The sequence below is a fragment of the Streptomyces beijiangensis genome (genome assembly GCF_017315755.1).
In the GTDB taxonomy this organism is placed as follows: Bacteria; Actinomycetota; Actinomycetes; order Streptomycetales; family Streptomycetaceae; genus Streptomyces; species Streptomyces beijiangensis.
The window spans coordinates 1-21,118 of the sequence record NZ_JAFLRJ010000472.1 but is presented as its reverse complement, the minus strand read 5'-3'; the positions used below and the strand labels follow the sequence as shown (position 1 = coordinate 21,118).

At 70.0% G+C, this 21,118-nt stretch carries 18 protein-coding genes; 3 read left to right on the top strand and 15 right to left on the bottom strand.

The genetic code is table 11. The features are described from left to right. Positions 1-66 precede the first annotated feature (66 nt). On the top strand, positions 67-1,677 hold the full coding sequence (locus J0695_RS35030; RefSeq protein WP_206968808.1) for a beta-N-acetylhexosaminidase: 1,611 nt from the start codon (positions 67-69) through the stop codon (positions 1,675-1,677). Between the two features lie 64 nt (positions 1,678-1,741). Here J0695_RS35030 and J0695_RS35025 read toward each other — a convergent pair whose 3' ends face one another. From J0695_RS35025 to J0695_RS34975, 11 genes are all read right to left on the bottom strand, one after another. Next, positions 1,742-3,502, bottom strand: coding sequence for an IucA/IucC family protein (locus J0695_RS35025; protein WP_206968807.1), 1,761 nt, complete (start codon positions 3,500-3,502; stop codon positions 1,742-1,744). After that, positions 3,499-4,023, bottom strand: a complete 525-nt coding sequence (locus tag J0695_RS35020) for a GNAT family N-acetyltransferase (RefSeq protein WP_206968806.1) — start codon at positions 4,021-4,023, stop codon at positions 3,499-3,501. Before J0695_RS35020 ends, J0695_RS35025 begins: the two co-directional genes overlap by 4 nt. Beyond that, complete coding sequence (locus J0695_RS35015; RefSeq protein WP_206968805.1) at positions 4,020-5,282, bottom strand: lysine N(6)-hydroxylase/L-ornithine N(5)-oxygenase family protein; 1,263 nt, start codon at positions 5,280-5,282, stop codon at positions 4,020-4,022. The genes J0695_RS35020 and J0695_RS35015 overlap by 4 nt, the downstream gene beginning before the upstream one ends. Beyond that, complete coding sequence (locus J0695_RS35010; RefSeq protein WP_206968804.1) at positions 5,266-6,714, bottom strand: pyridoxal phosphate-dependent decarboxylase family protein; 1,449 nt, start codon at positions 6,712-6,714, stop codon at positions 5,266-5,268. The genes J0695_RS35015 and J0695_RS35010 overlap by 17 nt, the downstream gene beginning before the upstream one ends. A gap of 137 nt (positions 6,715-6,851) precedes the next feature. Continuing rightward, a complete protein-coding gene (locus tag J0695_RS35005; RefSeq protein ID WP_206968803.1) occupies positions 6,852-7,703 on the bottom strand; it encodes a siderophore-interacting protein in 852 nt (283 codons plus the stop codon). 5 nt (positions 7,704-7,708) lie between these two features. Continuing rightward, the gene (locus tag J0695_RS35000; protein WP_206968802.1) at positions 7,709-8,737 is read right to left on the bottom strand and encodes an ABC transporter substrate-binding protein; all 1,029 of its coding nucleotides are present in this window, start codon (positions 8,735-8,737) and stop codon (positions 7,709-7,711) included. Between the two features lie 101 nt (positions 8,738-8,838). Further along, the gene (locus tag J0695_RS34995; RefSeq protein WP_206968801.1) at positions 8,839-9,492 is read right to left on the bottom strand and encodes a GNAT family N-acetyltransferase; all 654 of its coding nucleotides are present in this window, start codon (positions 9,490-9,492) and stop codon (positions 8,839-8,841) included. Positions 9,493-9,816: 324 nt separating this feature from the next. Further along, on the bottom strand, positions 9,817-10,971 hold the full coding sequence (locus J0695_RS34990) for an acyl-CoA dehydrogenase family protein (protein ID WP_206968800.1): 1,155 nt from the start codon (positions 10,969-10,971) through the stop codon (positions 9,817-9,819). 7 nt (positions 10,972-10,978) lie between these two features. Next, positions 10,979-11,917, bottom strand: a complete 939-nt coding sequence (locus tag J0695_RS34985; RefSeq protein WP_206968799.1) for a hydroxymethylglutaryl-CoA lyase — start codon at positions 11,915-11,917, stop codon at positions 10,979-10,981. Next, the gene (locus J0695_RS34980) at positions 11,914-13,818 is read right to left on the bottom strand and encodes an acetyl/propionyl/methylcrotonyl-CoA carboxylase subunit alpha (RefSeq protein WP_206968798.1); all 1,905 of its coding nucleotides are present in this window, start codon (positions 13,816-13,818) and stop codon (positions 11,914-11,916) included. Before J0695_RS34980 ends, J0695_RS34985 begins: the two co-directional genes overlap by 4 nt. Before the next feature lie 5 nt (positions 13,819-13,823). Then, positions 13,824-15,440, bottom strand: coding sequence for a carboxyl transferase domain-containing protein (locus J0695_RS34975; RefSeq protein WP_206968797.1), 1,617 nt, complete (start codon positions 15,438-15,440; stop codon positions 13,824-13,826). A gap of 88 nt (positions 15,441-15,528) precedes the next feature. Between J0695_RS34975 and J0695_RS34970 the strand changes: the two genes are divergently transcribed. Beyond that, positions 15,529-16,107 carry an SACE_7040 family transcriptional regulator gene (locus J0695_RS34970; protein ID WP_206968796.1) on the top strand — a complete coding sequence of 193 codons (579 nt, stop codon included), beginning with the start codon at positions 15,529-15,531 and terminating at the stop codon, positions 16,105-16,107. Positions 16,108-16,327: 220 nt separating this feature from the next. Continuing rightward, positions 16,328-17,116: a phosphatase gene (locus J0695_RS34965; protein WP_206968795.1), complete on the top strand. Its 789-nt coding sequence runs from the start codon at positions 16,328-16,330 to the stop codon at positions 17,114-17,116. On the opposite strand, the gene J0695_RS34960 is transcribed toward J0695_RS34965, so the two are convergent. The 4 genes from J0695_RS34960 to J0695_RS34945 form a co-directional block, all read right to left on the bottom strand. Continuing rightward, on the bottom strand, positions 17,086-18,090 hold the full coding sequence (locus J0695_RS34960) for a cation diffusion facilitator family transporter (RefSeq protein ID WP_206968794.1): 1,005 nt from the start codon (positions 18,088-18,090) through the stop codon (positions 17,086-17,088). The genes J0695_RS34965 and J0695_RS34960 overlap by 31 nt on opposite strands. Before the next feature lie 27 nt (positions 18,091-18,117). After that, a complete protein-coding gene (locus J0695_RS34955; RefSeq protein ID WP_206968793.1) occupies positions 18,118-19,020 on the bottom strand; it encodes an acyl-CoA thioesterase in 903 nt (300 codons plus the stop codon). An 8-nt stretch (positions 19,021-19,028) separates the two neighbouring features. Then, entirely contained in the window at positions 19,029-20,186 is a 1,158-nt protein-coding gene (locus J0695_RS34950; RefSeq protein ID WP_206968792.1) for an acyl-CoA dehydrogenase family protein, read from the bottom strand. Positions 20,187-20,243: 57 nt separating this feature from the next. After that, on the bottom strand, positions 20,244-21,118 hold an 875-nt coding region (locus J0695_RS34945), incomplete at its 5' end, for a helix-turn-helix domain-containing protein (protein WP_206968791.1).

Genomic DNA, 21,118 nt, shown 5'->3' with positions numbered 1-21,118 from the left:
GTCCCATGGTGAGCGTTCAGTTGCTCCGCACCACAGTCGCGCGACCCCGTCGAAAGGGACCCGCTTGTGAGACAGCGCAGAACGTTCCCCCACCTCCTCGGCTCGCTGCTGCTCGTCGCGGCCGCCGGTGTCTCCTCCATCGGCGCCATCCACGCTCCGTCCGCCGCCTCCCCCGTCACCGTCCCCGACATCCGTCCGCTCGACCAGATCGTGCCCGCACCCGCATCGGTCGTCCCGGGCGGATCCGCGTACGCCATCACGAGCAGGACCAGCATCCAGGTCGACCGGTCGCGCGAGGTGCGCGCGATCGGCGGCTATCTGGCCGGGGTGCTGCGGCCCTCCACCGGCTACCGGCTCCCGGTCACCGACGACGGGCACGGCGCCAAGGACGGGATCCGGCTGCGGATCAGTACGCACGACAAGAGCCTGGGCGACGAGGGCTACCGCCTGGACAGCGGCAAGCACGGGGTGACCATCACCGCCCGCAAGGCCGCCGGGCTCTTCCACGGCGTGCAGACGCTGCGGCAGCTGCTCCCCGCCTCGGTCGAGAAGGACAGCCGTCAGCCGGGCCCGTGGAAGGTGGCGGGCGGGACGGTCACCGACACCCCGCGCTACGCCTACCGGGGCGCCATGATCGACGTCTCGCGGCACTTCTTCACCGTCGAGCAGGTCAAGCGGTACATCGACCAGATGGCGCTCTACAAGATCAACAAGCTGCATCTGCACCTCAGCGACGACCAGGGCTGGCGCATCGCCATCAACTCCTGGCCGCGGCTGGCCACGTACGGCGGCACCACCCAGGTCGGCGGCGGCAAGGGCGGCTACTACACGCAGGCCGACTACAAGGAGATCGTCCGGTACGCGGCCTCGCGCTATCTGGAGGTCGTCCCCGAGATCGACACCCCCAGCCACACCAATGCCGCTCTCGCCTCGTACGCCGAGCTGAACTGCGACGGCGTCGCGCCCCCGCTCTACACGGGCACGGACGTCGGCTTCAGCTCGCTGTGCGCGGGCAAGCCGGTGACGTACGACTTCATCGACGACGTGGTGCGCGAGCTGGCCGCGATCACGCCCGGCAAGTACATCCACATCGGCGGCGACGAGGCGCACTCGACGAGCCACGCGGACTACCAGACGTACATGGGGAAGGCGCAGGCCATCGTCCAGAAGTACGGCAAGACCGTGATGGGCTGGCACCAGATCGTCGACGGGAACCCGGTGAAGGGCGCGGTCGCGCAGTACTGGGGGACCGAGGGTGATGAGGCCGATGTGGTGGCGGCGGCGAAGGCGGGCACCAAGCTGGTGATGTCGCCGGCGAACCGTGCGTACCTGGACATGAAGTACGACGCGAACACCCCGCTGGGTCTGGACTGGGCGGGTCTGGTCGAGGTCGACAAGTCCTACAACTGGGACCCGGCGACCTTCATCAAGGGGGTCCCCGCGGACGCGATCCTGGGCGTCGAGGCGCCGATCTGGTCGGAGACGCTGACCAACAGCGACGAGATCGAGTTCATGGCGTTCCCGCGGCTTGCGGGCATCGCGGAGCTCGGCTGGTCGCCGGAGTCCACGCACGACTGGGACGCGTACAAGGTGCGGCTGGCGCAGCAGGGCCCGCGCCTGGCGGCACTGGGGATCGACTACTACCGGTCGCCGGTGGTGCCCTGGCCTGCCGGCTAGAGGACCGGAAGCGAGGGTGGATCCGGTGCCCCGGGAGAGAGCTTCTCCCGGGGCACCGCCGCGCTCAGGCGATCGGGTTCTGCAGGGTGCCCGCGAGCTGGAGTGCTCCCGCCGGGTCCGTGAGGTCCACCATCTGCTGGTTGTTGCGGAGCTGCAGCCGGTTGAGGCAGGACAGCGTGAACTCGGGGGCGAAGAGGTCGTACTGGCGGAATTTGTCGGCCAGTTGGGGATGCGCCTCCTGGTAGTCGCGGACCGAGTCGGCGACCGTGCTCCAGAAGTCCTTCTCCTCCAGGACGCCCTCCGTCACCAGCGTGGCGTTGAGGAAGCGGAAGAAGCAGTCGAAGACGTCCGTGAAGAGGGACAGGATTTTCATGTCCTCGGGGACGTCCGCGCGGATCCGCTCGACCGCGGGCGGGAGCACCGCGTGGGGGTCCATCACCGCGATCTCCTCGGCGATGTCCTTGTAGATCGCGCGCTGTACGGCGCCGTCCTTGATGACCAGGATCACGTTCTCGCCGTGCGGCATGTAGACCAGGTCGTAGGCGTAGAAGCTGTGCAGGAGCGGCGTGAAGTAGGCGGTGAGGTAGCCGCGCAGCCACTCCTGCGGGGTCAGGCCCGACTCGGTGATGAGCGAGGCCGCCAGCGAGGCGCCCTCGCGGTCCGTGTGCAGGAGCGAGGCCATCGTGGCGAGGCGCTCGCCGGGCGCCAGGGCGGGGACGGGGCTCTCGCGCCAGAGGGCGGCGAGCATTTTCAGATACGGGGAGCCCTTGGCGGTGGCGGCCTCGTACTGGCGGTGGTGGTAGCCGATCGCCGCGCGCTCCCGGATGACGGTGAGGCCGGTGGCGGTGAGCGTCGGGTCGGCCGCGATCAGCTGCGCCAGCCAGTCGTTGATGGCCGGGGTCGCCTCCATATAGGCGGCGGAGAGGCCGCGCATGAAGCCCATGTTGAGGACGGAGAGCGCCGTTTTGACGTAGTGCTTGGCGGGGTCCGTGGTGTTGTAGAAGGTACGGATCGACTGCTGGGCGAGGTACGCGTCGTCGCCAGGACCCAGGTGGACCAGGCGCTGCTGGGCCACCTCCCCGGCGAAGGTGACGGAGAGCTTGTTCTGCCACTGCCAGGGGTGCGCGGGGATGAGGTAGTAGTCGGCCAGGTCGAGGCCTTGCGAGGTCATCGTCCGCTCGAAGCGCGCCAGGGTGCGGGGCGAGAGTTCGGTGCGTACGAGGGTGTCGTAGTCCAGGCCCTCGCCCGCGGTGAACGTGGCGCGGTCGCGGCGGGCCGCCAGCCAGACCAGGTGGACGGGGTTCGCGGTCTCGGGGGCGTACGCCAGGTACTCGTCCGCGCCGAAGCCCAGCCGGCCGTTGTTGGCCACGAAGCAGGGGTGGCCCTCGGTCATGCCCGTCTCGATGGACTGGAAGTCCGAGCGGGCGAGTTCGGCTGCGGGGACGTGCGGCTTGGTGAGTTTGTACGCCGTGCCGGAGAGGGTGGAGGAGATCTCCTCCAGGTAGGTGGGCAGGACCGTCTCGGAGAGGCCGAGCGCACCGCGCAGCTCGATGAAGAAGTCGAGTGCGTCCAGCGGGAGCCGGGCGTCGTCGCGGTGGCGGGTGATCGAGTCGGCCGGGATCTGCCAGTGGTCGAGGGCGAGGACGCAGGCCGTGAAGCGGTACTCGACCGTGCCGTCGTCGCTGGGGACGGCGTACCTGTCCTCGCCCAGCGCGCGCGGTGTGAGCAGCCGCTCGTGCGAGAACTCGGCGAGCGCCTTGCGGACGAGGAGGCGGTTGGCCTCGGTCCAGAGTGCGGGGGTGAGGTGGTCGGGCTGTGCGGTCATCGGGTCGCCTCTTCGTAGCTCTGGCGGGTGCATATGCTCAAGTAGGCGGTTTTCTCCGGCTTTTGGAGCTCGCGGACGATCTCGAAGCCGACGTCCTTGTTGAGGGTGTGGACGGCGGAGTTGCGGACGTCGGGCTCGACCACGACACGGCGGGTCGCGGGGTCGGCGAAGAGCTCCGCCATGACCGCGGTGATCACGGCGCGGGTGAAACCGTGGACGGGGGTGTCGGTGGGCGCGACGAGGAAGTGCATGCCGACGTCGCCCTCCTCGGCCTCGTACAGACCCTTGAGCTCGATGTGCGCCGGGTCGTAGCGCTCCATGAGGACGGCGGGCGTGCCGTCGTGGAGGCCGATGTACGCGTCGTGGTGCGGCGAGGCCGCGATGGCCATGTACTCGCGCTCGACGTCCGGGAGCGACGCGTCCTGCATCAGCCAGAACGCTGCCTTGGGGTGGGTGACCCAGCCGTGGACGAGCTCGGAGTCGGTGAGGGGGTCGAGGGGGCGGAAGACGATGGGCGTCATGCGGCGAACTCCTGGAAAGCGATGGCCTTTTCGACCGCGTAGTACTCCTGGCCGCCGAGCAGCTCGCGGATGATCGTCGAGTTGCGGTACGCGGCCATGCCGAGGTCGGGGGCGACGAAGCCGTGGGTGTGCAGCTCGGCGTTCTGGACGTAGATCGAGGCGTCCGGGGTGATGCTGTAGTTGCGGTGGACGTCGAAGCGGCCCTGGTCGTCCCAGTTGATGCGGTCGCGGACGGGGGCCAGGAAGGCGGGGACCTCGTACTTGTACCCGGTGGCCAGGATCAGGCCCTGGGTGGCGAGGCTGAGGTCCTTGCCCTGCTCCTCCTGGCGGAGGCCCAGGGTGTAGGTCCCGTGGTCGTAACTCGCCGTGTCAAGCGCCGTGTTGGTCATCAGGCGGGTCGGGACCGGGCCGCGGCGGTTCTTCGCGTACAGCAGGTCGAAGATCGCGTCGATGAGCTCGCTGTTGATGCCCTTGTAGAGGTTCTTCTGGGCGGTGTTGAGGCGGTCGCGGGTCGACGGCGGGAGTGCGTGGAAGTAGTCGACGTACTCCGGGGACGTCATCTCCAGCGTGAGCTTGGTGTACTCCAGCGGGAAGAAGCGGGGCGAGCGGGTGACCCAGTTCAGGGCGTAGCCATGCGCGTCGATGTCCGACAGGAGGTCGTAGTAGATCTCGGCCGCGCTCTGGCCGCTGCCGACGATCGTGATCGACTCCTTCTCCTGGAGCGCCGCTTTGCCGTCCAGATAGCGGGAGTTGTGGATCAGGTCGCCGCCGATGCCGCGGCAGGACTCGGGGATGTACGCCGGGGTCCCGGTGCCCAGGACCAGTTTGCGGGCGCGGTGCGTGGCGCCGCTCGTCGTCCGTACGGAGTAGAGCGCGTCCCCCTCGTCGTAACCGACCTCCGTCACCGTCTCGTTGAAGCGGATCGCGGGGATCTTCGCGGCGGCCCAGCGGCAGTAGTCGTTGAACTCCTCGCGGAGCGGATAGAAGCTCTCGCGGATGTAGAAGGAGTACAACCGCCCCGATTCCTTCAGGTAGTTGAGGAAGGAGAAGGGCGACGTCGGGTCGGCGAGGGTGACGAGGTCCGACATGAAGGGTGTCTGGAGCGTGGAGCCCTCCAGGAACATGCCGCTGTGCCAGTCGAAGTCCGGCTTCGATTCGAGGAAGAGTCCGTCGAGTTCGTCGATGGGCTCCGTCAGCGCGGCGAGCCCCAGATTGAAGGGGCCGAGACCGATCGCGATGAAGTCATGAGGCGTGGACAAGGGAGTCTCCCAGGTACTGGCGTGCGTGTCCGGCGAGGAGGTCGAGGACCGCCTCAATGTCGGCGACGGTCGTCTGCGGGTTGAGGAGGGTGAATTTCAGGTAGTGGCGCCCGCCGACCTTCGTACCGGCGACGACTGCCTCGCCCGAGGCGAACAGCGCCTTGCGTGCGTAGAGGTTGGCGCGGTCGATCATGGCGGGGCTGGTCACGTCGGAGGGGATGTAGCGGAAGACGAGGGTGGAGAGCTGCGGCTCGACGGCGACGTCGAAGCGGGGATCGGCGGCGAGGACCTTCCAGCCCTCGGCGGCCAGGTCGACGACCTCGTCGAAGAGTTCGCCGATGCCGTCCGCGCCCATCACGCGCAGCGTCATCCAGAGCTTGAGCGCGTCGAAGCGGCGGGTGGTCTGGAGGGACTTGTCGACCTGGTTGGGCACGGGCGCCGAGCGCGGGTTGAGGTAGTCCGCGTAGTACGTCGCATGGCGCAAGGTGACCCCGTCGCGCACCAGGAGGGCGCTCGAACTCACCGGCTGGAAGAAGGACTTGTGGTAGTCGACGGTGACGGAGTCCGCGCTCTCGATGCCTTCGAGGAGGTGGCGGCGAGTGGGGGAGACGAGGAGCCCGCAGCCGTACGCCGCGTCCACGTGCATCCAGGTCCCGTACCGCGCGCACAGCGCGGCGATCTCGGGCAGCGGGTCGATGGAGCCGAAGTCGGTGGTGCCCGCGGTGGCGACGACGGCCATCGGGATCGCGCCTTCCGCCTCGCAGCGCTCCAGGGCGTGGGCGAGGGCCACGGTCTGCATGCGCTTGTCGTGGTCGACAGGGATCGCGACGACCGACTCGGGCGGCAGGCCGAGGAGTTTGGCCGACTTCTGTACGGAGAAGTGGCTGGCCTCGGAGGTGAACACCCGGAGATCAGCGGGGTGTTGGGTCCTTCCGTCGGTCTTCGTCTCCTCACGGGCGAGCAGCAGCGCCTGGAGGTTGGACTGGCTGCCGCCGCTGGTGAAGACGCCGTCGGCGGTCGTCGGTCCGTAACCGATCCTGCCCGCCGTCCAGTCGATGAGGCGGCGCTCGATCAGCGTGCCGCCCGCGCTCTGGTCCCAGGTGTCCAGAGAGGAGTTGACGGCGGCGAGGATCGCTTCTGCGGTGACGGCCGGGATGACGACGGGGCAGTTGAGGTGGGCGAGATAGCGGGGGTGGTGGAAGTAGACGGCGTCGCGGAGGTAGACCTCTTCGAGCTCGTCGAGGGCGGCGGATGTGTCGCCCAGCGGCCGGTCCAGATCGATGGCGTCGACGGCCGGGGAGAGCTCGTCGGGGGAGACGCCGGTGAACGGCCTTTTGGTGGCGGCGATGTGGGCTGCCACCCGCTCCACTGCTTCGGTCGCGGAGCGGCGGTAGAGCTCCGCGGTCGTCTCATTGAGCAGGTGTGAGCGCATGAACGGTCCTCCGGGCAGGGAGAAGGGGGTGGGGGTGCGAAGCGTTAGTTAGGTTAGCCTAACCTAACTCTCTTTCGCACCCCCGCCCCCTCCGGAGTGGTTCTGTTCCAGCCGTTACCGGGGTGGGGCGTTTCGCCCTATCCGGCGGCCTCTTCCCGCAGTTGCTCCTCGCTGAGGCCGCGGCGCCAGTAGCCGACGAAGGTGATGTCGCGCCGGTCGAGCCCGCGTTCGCGTACGAGATGGCGGCGCAGTGCTTTTACCGAGCCGGACTCGCCGGCGATCCACACGTAAGGGCGGGTGCCGGGCAGCGCGGCCTCGCGTACGGCGTCGACGGCCGCAGGTGCGCCTTCTTCCCGTACGAGCCAGGTGATCCGTGCGTCGGCGGCGGTGTTCAGCGCCTGGCGGTCCCTGGTGTGCTGAACCTCCAGCCAGACACGGGCCGTTGTGCCGGCGGGCAGCCACTCCAGGATCGCGGCGGCGGCGGGCAGGGCCGTCTCGTCGGCCCAGATCAGGACGGAGTCCGTCCCTTCACGCGGCCGGAAACGTACGGCGGTGTTGTCGGCGACGGCGGGGCCCAGCACGGTGACGCGGTCACCGGGGGCGGCTCGCAGGGCCCAGCGGCAGGCGGGGCCGCCATCGTCGTGGACCGCGAAGTCGATGTCGACCTCGTCGTCGGGCCGGCGACGCTGGGCGCGCACCGTGTACGAGCGCATCACGGCCCGTATGTCGTCGGGCAGCGCCCGGTACCGGGTGAACCAGTCGTCGCCCGCTTCGAGCGGCGGCAGTACGGGCTCGTACTGGCCGGGCTGCGGCAGGAAGAGCGAGAGGCTCTGGTCGCGGCCCCCCGCGGCGAACTCCCGGAGTTCCGGGCCCCCGAAGGTGACGCGGATGATGGAGGGGCCGAGCCGTCGCGCCCCGACGACCTGGAGGCCGAAGAGGCGGAACGGCGCGATTTCGGGTGCGGTCGGCGGGGCGGCGACAGTCGTCACTGGGGTCAGCTCACCTTCTTGGCATTCTCGATGGCCTTGGCCAGGTCGTCGAGGATCGGGGTGCACTTGGCGTACGAGTAGATCGGCTCGGTCGTGCGCGGGACGACCTGGCCGGCCTTGACCGCGGGGAGCGCCGCCCAGGTCGGCTTCGACGTCAGTGCGGACGGCTGCAGGGCCGACGAACGGTTGTCCATCATGATCACGTCGGCCTTGTACTTGTCGGCGTTCTCCCAGCTGAGCTCCTCGAAGAAGCCCTGGGCGTTGGCCTTGGGCTCGACGAAGTTGACACCCAGCTCCTGGAAGTAGAGCGTGTCCGCGGACATCTTCGGGACCGATGCGTACAGCAGGTCCTTGGACGCGGAGCCGATCAGGACCTTGATGTCCGGCTTGGACTTCGCGGCGGCGCGCAGCCGGGCGGCGGCCTTCTCGAAGGCGGCCTTGGCGTCGGTGAACTTCGCCGACGTGAGGTCGGCGCCGAGGGACTTGGCGAGGTCGGCGCGGCGCTGCAGGGCCTTCGCCATGTTGACCTCGGCGGCCCAGAGTGCGGCGGACGGGGCCAGCTTGAGGATCTTGGCCTTGGACTCGTCCGGGACGTACCAGAGGGCGTCCTTCTGCCACATGTCGGTGACGAGCAGATCGGGCGCGAGGGTGGCGTACTTCTCGACGTTGAACTCGCCCCAGACGTTGCCGAGGATCGTGAGCTTCGCTATGTCCATGTCGCCGGCCTGGACGTCGGCCTTGCCGTCAGCGGTCTTGGTCGGGCCGAAGACACCCTTGACCTCGATGCCGTAGTCGAAGAGAGCTGCGGCGGTGCCGGTGAAGGCGACGATGTTCTTGGGCGTCGACTTGGTGCTCAGCTTCGTGCCGCGGTCGTCCGTGAAGGTCCAGGGGCCGGAGTCCTCGGCGGCGCTCCCCGACTTTTTCTTGTCGTCGCTTCCGCCGCAGGCGGTGAGGGCGGCACCGATGCCGATGACGCCGCCTGCGGCGAGCAGGCCACGACGGGAGAGCTGGGAAGCGCGGGTGGAGGAGGGCATGGCAGGGCTCTGCTTTCCATACGTGCCGGGGAGGCCACTGGGCAAGTTCAAAGGTAGGTTAGCCTAACCTTGCCATGTGTCCAGGGGGCGCCCCTCACGCCCTACCCCGTGAACTGCACGAGGCACTCCTCGAGACCGCTGATCGTCACATCGACGCTGCGACGGGCCTCCTCCCGGGCCTCCCAGTCGGCACGGTCGATGCGGAGCCGCTGCAGGGTGACGGCCTTTCCCCGTACGGACAGGGTCTCGATGCCGTCCTCGCGGTAGCCGAGCTTGCGCGAGACGCCGAGCGAGGCCGCGTTGTCGCTGAGCGCCCCCGAGGTGGCGCTGCGGGCGCCGAGCCCGGCGAAGGCGAGATGGAGGGCGGCGGCGCGCATCTCGGTGCCGATGCCCTGGCCTTGGTGGGCGATCCCCAGCCAGGATCCGGTGAGGATCTCGCGGGTCGTGGCGAAGTCCTTGGCCATCAGATCCATACGGCCGACGGTCTTGCCCTGGTGCAGGACGACGAGGCTCAGGTTCCAGTCGGCGGGGGTCCAGCCGGCGATGGTGGACAGCACGTGCTGGAAGGTGGCCCGCCCGCGGGCCTCGGGCTCGGCGTCGGTCCACGGGACGCTGAAGGGCATCCGGTCGGGGTCGTGCACCCCGTCGGCGGCGACGGCCGCGAGCGCGTCGAGATCGCGGAGGTCGGGGAGGTGGAGCTCCAGGCGGGGGGTGGTGAGGCGGAGACCGTACAGAGGCCAGAAGCGGGTGTCCATGACGGGACTCTGCCAAGTGCGAGGCCAGCGTGTCGAACGGTTTCCGGGTCCGGGGGCGCACCCCCGGACCCCCGCTCCTCAATCGCCGGAGGGGCTGATTTTGCCCACCACCGGATTTCTCGTGCGGCTACAAGCTTGATTTGTGCGCTGATGTGGCCCGCGTCCGAAAATCTTGTGCGCGCACAAGAAGGGCCACATCAGGCAAATCCAGCCCGTCGAGGGGGTCCCCCCTGCTCCTTAAGAGCTTGGGGGAGCTTGAGGACAAGCGGCCGAAGGTCGCTTACCGGGGGCGGGGCGCAGCCAGGGGTCGTGCCCCGCCCCGCCTCAGGCGGAGAGGCCCATCTCCCGTGCGATCAGCATCCGCTGCACCTCGCTCGTGCCCTCACCGATCTCCAGGATCTTGGAGTCCCGCCACATCCGCGCCACCGGGTACTCGTTCATGAAGCCGTACCCGCCATGGATCTGCGTAGCCTCCCGCGCGTTGTCCACCGCCACCGTCGAGGAGTACAGCTTCGCCAGTGCCGCCTCCTTCTTGAAGGGGTCGCCCGCCACCAGGCGCGACGCCGCGTCGCGCCAGGCCAGGCGCGCCGTGTGCGCCTTCATCTCCATGTCCGCGAGCTTGAACTGGATCGCCTGGTTGTCCCCGATCGGTCGGCCGAAGGCCTTGCGGGTCTTGGCGTACGAGAGGGACTCGTCCACGCAGCCCTGCGCCAGGCCTGTCGCGAGCGCCGAGATCGCGACCCGGCCCTCGTCGAGGATGCGCAGGAACTGGGCGTAGCCGCGGCCCTCTTCGCCGACCAGGTTCGCCGCCGGGACCCGTACGTCCGAGAAGGACAGCTCACGCGTGTCCGAGGCGTTCCAGCCGACCTTCGAGTACGGAGCCGCCACCGTGAATCCGGGCGTGCCCGACGGGACGATGATCGAGGAGATGCGCGGGCGGCCATCGTCCTTGCGGCCCGTCACCGCCGTGACCGTGACCAGGCCCGTGATGTCCGTGCCCGAGTTGGTGATGAAGCACTTCGAGCCGTTGATCACCCACTCGTCCCCGTCGAGGACGGCAGTCGTGCGCGTGCCGCCCGCGTCGCTGCCGCACTCCGGCTCGGTGAGGCCGAACGCGCCCAGGACCTCGCCCGAGCACATCCGCGGCAGCCACTCGCGCTTCTGCTCCTCCGTGCCGAACCGGAAGATCGGCATCGCGCCGAGCGAGACCCCCGCTTCGAGCGTGATGGCGACCGACGAGTCGACCCGCGCCAGCTCTTCCAGGGCGATCCCGAGGGCGAGGTAGTCGCCGCCCATGCCGCCGTACTCCTCAGGGAAGGGCAGGCCGAAGAGGCCCATCTGCCCCATTTCGCGGACGATTTCGTACGGGAACTCGTGCCGCTCGTAGAAGTCGCCGATCTTCGGGGCGATCACGTCGTGCGCGAACGCCTCCACGGTGCGGCGGAGTTCTTCGTGCTCGGGGTTGAGGCGGTGGTCCATCGGTCGTTCACTCCTGATGGGAGAGGGCTCGGACGGTACGGGACGGGCTCGGCCGGCCCAGTTCGGAGGCCAGCCACACGCTCGTGGCGGTGAGCCGGCCGAGGTCGACCCCGGTGTCGATTCCGAGGCCTTCGAGCATCCACACGAGGTCTTCGGTGGCGAGATTGCCCGTGGCGGACTTGGCGTACGGGCAGCCGCCGAGGCCGCCCGCCGACGCGTCCACGGTGGTCACCCCGTGCTGGAGGGCTGCCAGGGTGTTGGAGAGCGCCTGGCCGTACGTGTCGTGGAAGTGCACGCCGATCGAACTCGTCGGCACCCCTGCCTCGTTGAGGCTCGCGAGAAGCGTCTGGACGTGACCCGGCGTCGCCACGCCGATCGTGTCGCCGAGGCTCAGCTCGTCGCAGCCGAGGTCCATGAGCGCCTTCGCTACGCGCACCACCTGGGCGACCGGCACGGCCCCTTCCCAGGGGTCGCCGAAGCACATCGACAGGTAACCGCGCACATGGACCTTGTCCGCCCGCGCCTTCGCGACCACGGGGGCGAACATTGCGAGCGCCTCGTCGACGGTCCGGTTGAGGTTGGCCTTGGCGAAGGACTCCGTGGCGCTGGCGAAGACCGCGATCCGGCGGGCCCCGAGGGCGAGCGCCCGGTCCAGGCCGCGTTCGTTGGGGACCAGGACCGGCAGGGCCACGCCCTTGATGTCCTGGACCATCGGGAACAGCTGCTCCGCGTCCGCCAGTTGGGGCACCCACTTCGGGTGCACGAAGCTCGTCGCCTCGATCGTCGTCAGACCCGCTTCGGCCAGGCGGTGGATGAACTCCGCCTTCACCTCCACCGGTACGACCGTCTTCTCGTTCTGCAGCCCGTCGCGCGCCCCGACCTCATGGATCCGCACCCGTGCGGGCAGGTCCTGGGACGGTACGCACATCGGCAGTCCGTCGGTCATGACTCCTCCTCCGGTGCGACCACGGCCAGCACCTGGTCCATGGCGACCGTGGTGCCCGGCCTGACGTCCAGCTCGGTGACGGTGCCGGCGTGCGGGGCGGAGATCAGATGCTCCATCTTCATCGCCTCGACCACCAACAGGCCCTGACCTGCGACCACTTGATCACCGACGGCCACCTTGACGACCGTCACCGTCCCCGGCATGGGCGCGGTGAGGCTGCCCGTGCTTGAGCCGCCCGCGCCGTGCAGCGCTGCCTCCACGGGGTCGTGGTCCTGTACGTGCCAGGAGTCCCCGTCCCTGCCGAGCCAGTCCCCGGCCCGGTGGAAGGTGTGCACGGTCCCGTCGACGGTGACGGAGACCGTACGGTCGCCGACCCGGCCCGTCCCCCGCACCTGCACCGGCTCCTGGCCGCTGATGCGCAGCCAGTGCCGCGTCTCCACCGCCTCGCCCCCCAGCCGCCATCCGCTCGGCGCCGAGAAGGGGTCCGCCCAGCCCCCGGCCGGTGTCGCAGGGACCAGCTCCGCGTCCCGTACCGCCGCCGCGGCCGCGTACACCTCGTCGGGAATCCCGTCGGGGACAAGCCCCTCCGCCTCCCGCTCCACCAGACCCGTGTCCAACTCGCCCGCCACCACGGCCGGATGGGCGAGCAGCCGCCGCAGGAAGCCCGCGTTGGTCGGTACGCCGAGCGTCACCGTCTCCGCGAGCGCCGCCCGCAGCTTGCGCAGCGCGGTCGCGCGGTCGGGGCCGTACGCGATGACCTTCGACAGCATCGGGTCGTACGCACTGCCGACCTCCGTGCCCTCGCTCAGCCCCGAGTCGGTCCGCACCCCGTGCCCCTGCGGCTCGCGCAAGGAGAGGACCGTCCCACCCGAGGGCAGGAAGCCGCGCGCGGGGTCTTCCGCACAGATCCGCGCCTCGATCGCATGCCCGGTCAGCGTGATGTCGTCCTGCGCGTACGGGAGTTCCTCGCCCGCCGCGACCCGCAGCTGCCACTCCACCAGGTCGAGCCCGGTCACGTACTCCGTCACCGGGTGCTCGACCTGCAGGCGCGTGTTCATCTCCATGAAGTAGTACGAGGCCGGGTCGTCGCCAGGGACGATGAACTCCACCGTCCCCGCGCCCTCGTACCCACAGCTCCGTGCCGCCTGCACGGCCGCCTCGCCCATCGCGGCCCGCGTCGCCTCGTCGAGGAGGACGCTCGGCGCCTCCTCGATGACCTTCTGATGGCGTCGCTGCAGCGAGCACTCGCGCTCGCCCAGGTGCACCACGTGTCCATGGCCGTCGGCCAGGACCTGGATCTCGATGTGGCGCGGGCGGTCGATCCACCGCTCCACGAGCAGCGTGTCGTCGCCGAAGGCGTTCAGCGCCCCGCGCCTGGCCGCCTCGATCTCCTCGCCGAGCAGCGCCTCGTCGCGCACCAGGCGCATTCCCTTGCCGCCGCCGCCCGCCGAGGGCTTCAGCAGCACCGGCATGCCCAACTTGCGGGCAATGGACTCCAGCTCGGGTCCGGACCCGCCAGGAACGACCGGCACCCCGGCCGCCGACACCGTCTCCTTGGCCCGGATCTTGTCGCCCATCAGGGCGATCGCCGCCGCCGGGGGCCCGATGAAGACGAGCCCCGCGTCCGCGCAGGCCTGTGCGAAGCCGGCGTTCTCCGCGAGGAAGCCGTACCCCGGGTGGACCGCCTCCGCACCCGCGCGCAAACCTGCTTCCACCAGGTCGTCGGCCGACAGATAGCTGCCGATACGGACCGCCGTGTCCGCCTCCCGTACATGCCGGGCGTCCGCGTCCGCGTCGCTGAAGACGGCGATCGACCGCACACCCAGCTCCCGCAGCGTGCGGATGACGCGGACGGCGATCTCGCCCCGGTTGGCGACCAGCACTGAACCGAACATTCCCATCCCCATCACATCCGGAAGACGCCGTAGCCGGGCTCACCCAGCGGCGCATTGCCACACGCGGTCAGTGCGAGTCCCAGGACCTGCCGGGTCTCCATCGGGTCGATGACCCCGTCGTCCCACAGCCGGGCGGTCGCGTAGTAGGCGTTGCCCTGCTGTTCGTACTGCGCGCGGATCGGGTCCTTGAAGGCCTCTTCCTCGTCCGTGGGCCAGTCGTCGCCCCGCGCCTCGATCTGGTCCCGCTTCACCGTCGCGAGCACCGAGGCCGCCTGTTCGCCGCCCATCACGGAGATCTTGGCGTTCGGCCACATCCACAGGAAGCGCGGCGAATAAGCGCGCCCGCACATCGAGTAGTTGCCCGCTCCGTACGAACCGCCGACGACCACCGTCAGCTTCGGCACCCGCGCGCACGCCACCGCCGTCACCATCTTGGCGCCGTGCTTGGCGATGCCGCCCGCCTCGTAACTGCGGCCCACCATGAAGCCGGAGATGTTCTGCAGGAAGACGAGCGGGATGCCGCGCTGGTCGCACAGCTCGATGAAGTGCGCGCCCTTCTGGGCCGATTCCGAGAAGAGGATCCCGTTGTTGGCGACGATCCCCACCGGATGCCCGTGGATCCGCGCGAAGCCCGTCACCAGCGTCGTCCCGAACTCCGCCTTGAACTCCGCGAACCGCGATCCGTCGACGACCCGCGCGATCACTTCCCGCACGTCGTACGGGGTCCGGGAGTCCACCGGCACCGCCCCGTACAGCCCCGCAGGATCGACCTTCGGCTCCTCGACAGGCTCCACCGACCAGGGCAGTTGCCCCCGCTCCGGCAGCGTCGAGGCAATCGTCCGTACGATCCGCAGCGCATGCGCGTCGTCCTCGGCGAGATGATCGGTGACGCCCGAGACCTTGGAGTGGACCTCGCCGCCGCCCAGCTCCTCCGCCGTCACGACCTCGCCCGTGGCCGCCTTCACCAGGGGAGGCCCGCCGAGGAAGATCGTGCCCTGACCGCGCACGATCACGGCCTCGTCGCTCATCGCGGGCACATACGCACCGCCCGCCGTGCACGACCCCATCACCGCGGCGATCTGCGGGATCCCCGCACCCGAAAGGCGGGCCTGGTTGTAGAAGATCCGTCCGAAGTGGTCCCGGTCGGGGAAGACCTCGTCCTGCATGGGCAGGAAGGCGCCGCCCGAGTCCACCAGATAGATGCACGGCAGCCGGTTCTCCAGGGCCACTTCCTGCGCCCTCAGATGCTTCTTCACCGTCATCGGGTAGTACGTACCGCCCTTGACGGTGGCGTCGTTGGCGACGACCACGCACTCGCGCCCGCTCACCCGCCCGATCCCGGCGATCACGCCCGCCGCGGGCGCCGCGCCCCCGTACATCCCTTCGGCCGCGAGCGGCGCCAGCTCCAGGAAGGGCGATCCGGGGTCGAGCAGCCCGTCCACCCGGTCCCTGGGCAGCAGCTTCCCGCGCGCCACATGCCGCGCCCTGGACTTCTCGCCGCCCCCGAGCCTGGCCGCGGACAGCCGCGTCCGAAGCTCCCCGGCCAGCGCCTCGTGCGCCGCCTCGTTGGCCCGCCAGGCCTCGGAGGCGGGGTCGGCCGCGCTGGCAAGCACCGGTGCCTGCTGCATCGCTTCGAGCCCCCTTGCTCTGTTAATGAGCGTTAACACGTTGCGTCCAGGTTAACGCTCGCTAACTCCACTGTCTAGAATCGAATCCATGACCACCAGGACGGACGCCCTCACGCGGCGCGAGCAGATCCTCAAGGAGGCCGCGCGCCTCTTCGCCGCCCGCGGATTCCACGGCGTGGGCGTCGACGAGATAGGCGCCGCCGTAGGCATCAGCGGCCCCGGCCTCTACCGCCATTTCGCGGGCAAGGACGCGATGCTCGCCGAGCTGCTCGTCGGCATCAGCGGGCGCCTCCTCGACGGCGGGAAGCTCCGCGTGGCCGACACCGAGGGAGGCCCCGACGACGTGCTCTCGGCCCTCATCGACGGCCATATCGACTTCGCCCTCGACGACCGCCCGCTCATCACCCTCCACGACCGCGAGCTGGACCGGCTGCGCGACAGCGACCGCAAGCTGGTGCGCCAGCTGCAGCGCCAGTACGTGGAGCTGTGGGTCGGTGTCGTACGGGAGATCCATCCCACGGCCCCCGAGTCCGAGGCCCGCATCGCCGTCCACGCCGTCTTCGGCCTCCTGAACTCCACCCCGCACCTCGGCTCCCTGGGCCGCCCCGCCACCGAGTCCCTGCTGCGCCGTCTCGCTCACGGAGCGTTCGCCGCCCTGTCGGACTGAGGGCGTACGGCCTCAGGCCCTGTCCGGCGGATCCGCTCCGGGTTGTCGCCCTCCTCCGCCTTGCAGCTGCGCTCGGCATCCGAAGGATGAATCAAAGAGCCGAGACGGAGCGCAGCGCAGTGCACCGGACCACCGCTCGCCCCCAGCGAGACCGCAAAGCCAATCGCAGGCGACCTGATCCGCCGGACAGGACCTGCGCCCCGAGCGGCACAATGGGCTCATGCCGATATCCGCGATTCCCAGCCGCGCCGACCTTGTCGACCACCTCGTCCGTACGCGCATCGCCGGAGAGGTCGCCACGCCGCGCGACAACAACCTCTCCCACTACCGCAAGCTCGCCAACGGCGACCGCCACTACTGGCTCGGCCTGGAGCTCGGCGACCGCTGGCGGGACGAGCAGGACGTGCTCGCGGTGATGGCCGAGCGCTGCGGGGTCGTCGACGACCCTCAGCACCGCACCGGGCAGGACACCATCGACCCCGAACTCACCGTCGACGCCCTGGAGCGCATGGCGGCCAGGCTGCGGAAGGCCGCGGACGGCCAGGAGCGCGTGCTCTTCGCGACCGGGCACCCGGGCGGGATGCTCGACGTGCACCGGGCCACCGCCGACGCGCTGCGTGCCGCGGGATGCGAGATCGTACGGATTCCGGGCGGGCTCAGCGCGGACGAGGGCATGGTGTTCCAGTTCGCGGACGTGGCGATGCTGGAGCGCGGCGCGACCCTGTGGCACACGCACTCCCCGGAGCCGATGGCCGCGATCCTGGACGGACTCGCGCGCGACGGCCGGCCGCTGCCGGATCTGGTCGTCGCCGACCACGGCTGGGCGGGCTGTGCGGGCCAGCGCGGCATCGACTCCATCGGGTACGCCGACTGCAACGACCCGGCGCTCTTCATCGGCGAGGCCGAGGGGACCCTCCAGGTCACCGTCCCGCTCGACGACCACGTCACCGACCCGCGCTTCTACGACCCGATGACGGCCTACCTGCTGGGCGCCGCCGGCCTGCTCTGATCCGGCCTGATCTGATCGGGACCCGGCGTCGGGTCCAGATAGACCCGCCGGATGGCGGGGAAGCGCTCGCGCAGCTGCTCCTCGGCCTCCTCGCAGGCCCACTCGATCTCCTCGGCCGTCGAGACGTCCCGGAAGTCGATCTTCGCCGCGATCAGGATCTCCTTGGGCCCCTGGAGCAGGGTGGTCAGCTCCAGGACCCCGACGATGTGCGGCACGGACAGCAGTTCCTCCCGTACGGCCGCCCGCATCTGCTTCGGCAGCGGCCGGCCGATCAGGAGGTTGGCGTTGGAGCGGCCCAGCTCCCAGGCGACGTACACGAGCAGCACGCCGATCAGGATCGACGCGATGCCGTCATAGACGCCGGAGCCGGTCAGCTGGCCGCCGAGCAGGCCGCCCGCGGCGACGAGCAGGCCGACCAGGGCCGCCGAGTCCTCCATCACCACGGCCTTCACCGCGGTGTCCGGGGTGTGGCGCAGATAGTGCCTGACGGGGGCCTTCAGACGGGCGGCCTCGCCGCGGACCTGACGGACGCCGGTGCGCAGCGAGTAGCCCTCCAGGAGGAAGGAGACGCCGAGCACGATGTACGAGACGAGCGGATCGCCCAGTTCCTCGCCGTGGACGAGGGTGTGGATGCCGTCGTACACGGAGAAGACGGCGCCGCCGACGAAGGTGGCGACGGCGGCGAACATCGCCCAGAGGTAGCGCTCGGCGCCGTACCCCAGGGGGTGGTCCTCGTCGGCCGGCTTCTCGCTCCGCTTGAGCGCGGTGAGCAGCAGCACCTCGGTGACCGTGTCGGCGACGGAGTGTGCGGCCTCGGAGAGCATCGCGCTGGATCCGCTGATGACCCCGGCCACGGCCTTCGCCACGGCGATGCCCAGATTGGCGACTGCCGCGACGACGACGGTGGTGGTGCTCTCCGGGGCCTCGCTCTCCGGGACCCCGGGCTGGGCTTGGACATCCTCCACGCTGGTCATAAGTGCGCAGTATGCCCGTTATGGGAGTCAGTCGCGCGGGACGCGGACGACGCCTTCCTGGATCACCGTGACGGCCAGCTGCCCGCTCTGGGTGTAGATGCGGGCCTGGCCGAGCCCCCTGCCGCCCGACGCGGAGGGCGACTCCTGGTCGTACAGCAGCCACTCGTCCGCCCGGAAAGGACGGTGGAACCACATCGCGTGGTCGAGCGAGGCGCCGACGACGTCGCCCACCGCCCAGCCGCCCCGGCCGTGCGCGAGCAGGACCGAGTCCAGCAGGGTCATGTCGGAGACGTAGGTGGCGAGCACGACGTGCAGCAGCGGGTCGTCAGCGAGCTTGCCGTTGGTACGGAACCAGACCTGCGAGCGGGCCTCGCGCGGGGTGCCGACGCTGCCCCACGGCGGGGTGTCGGCATAGCGCAGATCGACGGCGGCACGCGCCTCGACGAGGCGCTGGGCGACGTTCGCGGGGAGGTGACGCGGCAGCATCTCGGCCGCGGTGGGGAGGGTTTCCGGGTCCGGCGCGTCCGGCATCGGCGCCTGGTGCTCCAGGCCCTCCTCGTACGTCTGGAAGGACGCCGAGAGATGGAAGATCGGGTGCCCGTGCTGGATCGCGACGACGCGGCGGGTGGTGAAGGAGCGGCCGTCGCGGATGCGGTCCACTTCGTAGACGATCGGCGCGCCGGGGTCGCCGGGGCGCAGGAAGTACGCGTGGAGGGAGTGCGGAATGGGGCCTCCCCTGCTCGAGCGAAGCCGAGAGCTTGGGGAACGATCGGCGGGCACGGTGCGGCCCGCGGCGACCAGGGCCTGGGCGGCGACCTGGCCGCCGAAGACCCGCGGCACGAGCGCCGAGCGGCTTTCGCCGCGGAAGATGTCCTCCTCGATCCGCTCGAGGTCGAGCAGATCGAGGAGGGCGTCGAGTGACTTGGGCATCGGGGGTCTTAGAGCCCCATGTCCTTCGCGATGATCATCTTCATGACCTCGCTGGTGCCGCCGTAGATGCGGTTGACCCGGTTGTCCGCGTACAGGCGGGCGATCGGGTACTCGTTCATGAAGCCGTACCCGCCGTGCAGCTGCAGGCAGCGGTCGATCACGCGGTGCGCGACCTCGGTGCAGAAGAGCTTCGCGGACGCGGCCTCGGCCGGGGTCAGCTCGTTCGCGTCGAGGGCTTCCAGGGCGCGGTCGACGACGGCCTGGGCCGCGTCCACCTCGGCCTGGCAGGCGGCCAGTTCGAACTTGGTGTTCTGGAACGAGGCGACCGTCTTGCCGAAGACCGTGCGGTCCTGGACGTACTCCTTGGCGAAGCGGACGGCGGCGGCTGCCTGCGCGTACGCACCGAAGGCGATGCCCCAGCGCTCGGAGGCGAGGTTCAGGCCGAGGTAGGAGAAGCCCTTGTTCTCCTCGCCGAGGAGGTCCTCGACGGGGACCTTCACGTCGACGAACGCCAGCTCGGCGGTGTCGGAGACCTTCAGGCCGAGCTTGTCCAGCTTGCGGCCGACCGAGTAGCCCTCGGACTTGGTGTCCACGGCGAAGAGCGAGATGCCGAAGCGGCGGTCGTCCTCGCGCGGGGCGGACGTACGGGCGCAGACGATGACCTTGTCGGCGTGCACACCGCCGGTGATGAAGGTCTTGGCGCCGTTGAGGACGTAGTGCGTACCGTCCTCGGAGAGCTTGGCGGTGGTCTTCATGCCCGCGAGGTCGGATCCGGTGCCCGGCTCGGTCATCGCCAGGGCCCACATCTCCTCGCCGGAGACGAACTTCGGCAGGAAGCGCTTCTTCTGCTCGTCGGTGGCGAGCATCTTGATGTACGGCAGGCCGAGCAGCACGTGCACGCCGGAGCCGCCGAAGGACACGCCCGCGCGGGCGGTCTCCTCGTACATCACGGCCTCGAACTTGTACGAGTCGATGCCCGCGCCGTCGAACTCCTCGGGGACGCGGATGCCGAAGATGCCCAGCTCGGCGAGCTTGTAGTAGAACTCGCGCGGCGCCTGGCCGGCGGCGAACCACTCGTCGTAGACCGGGGCGACCTCGGTCTCGATGAAGGCGCGGAGGGTCTCCCGGAACGCCTCGTGGTCCTCGTTGAATACGGTACGGCGCACGGGGGAGCCTCCTTGTAGATTCACCTAAGCGCTTGCTCAGTAGAAGTTACCCGCCAGTCATTCTTTATGTCCAGAGTGAGCCTCAGCACTCCGCAGCGCGAACCAGAGCTCCGTGCGTACGTCCATGTCGTCCAGATCGGCGTCGAGCAGGGCCGCGCAGCGGGCGATGCGCTGGCGGACGGTGTTGCGGTGGACGGCGAGCGCGACGGCGGTACGGTCCCAGCTGCCGTGCAGCGCCAGCCAGGTGCGGAGGGTCCCGGGGAGCGGGCCGCCGCCCAGCGGGGTGAGGAGCTCGCGGGCGTACGCGGCTGCCTCGTCCGGGTCGGTGAGCGCGGCCAGACCCGATCCGCGATGGCGGACCAGGGCCGTCCGGGTGGCCTCGGCGCGGTGCAGGGCGCGGGCGGCCTCGGCGTCGGCGACGGGGAGGCGGTGGGGCTGCGACGGGGCGCCGGCTCCCAGGGTCCAGCCGGGCTGCGGGGCCGGCTCCTGGCCGGCCGGGAGCAGGATCCGTACGGTGCCGTCCGGCTGCACGTCCACGAGCGGGCTGCCGAGCGTGGGCGGCGGGCCTTCGCCGTGGGCGTGCACGACGGTCCAGGGCGCGTCGCCCAGGAGGGGCGCGACCTCTGCCGCCTCCGCGCCGAGGAGCATCCGGACGAGTGCGGAGGAGCGGGCGGACTCGTCGGCGCCCTGCCGTTCGGCGGTGAGGAGGGAGAGGAGGACGACGGCGACACCGGCGATGGTGTGGTCGCCGGGCTCGCGGTAGGGGGTGGCGATGGCGAGGCTCGCGCGGGTGGTGAGGGCGTAGGCGCTGAGGTGGGCCGACCCGACGGTGTCGGAGGCGGAGACGGGGCGTGGGCGGAGGCTCTCCCCTGACCCGCCCCTTCCCGAAACCATGGGCGCTGCCCCCGGACCCCCGTACGCGACCTCCGGCC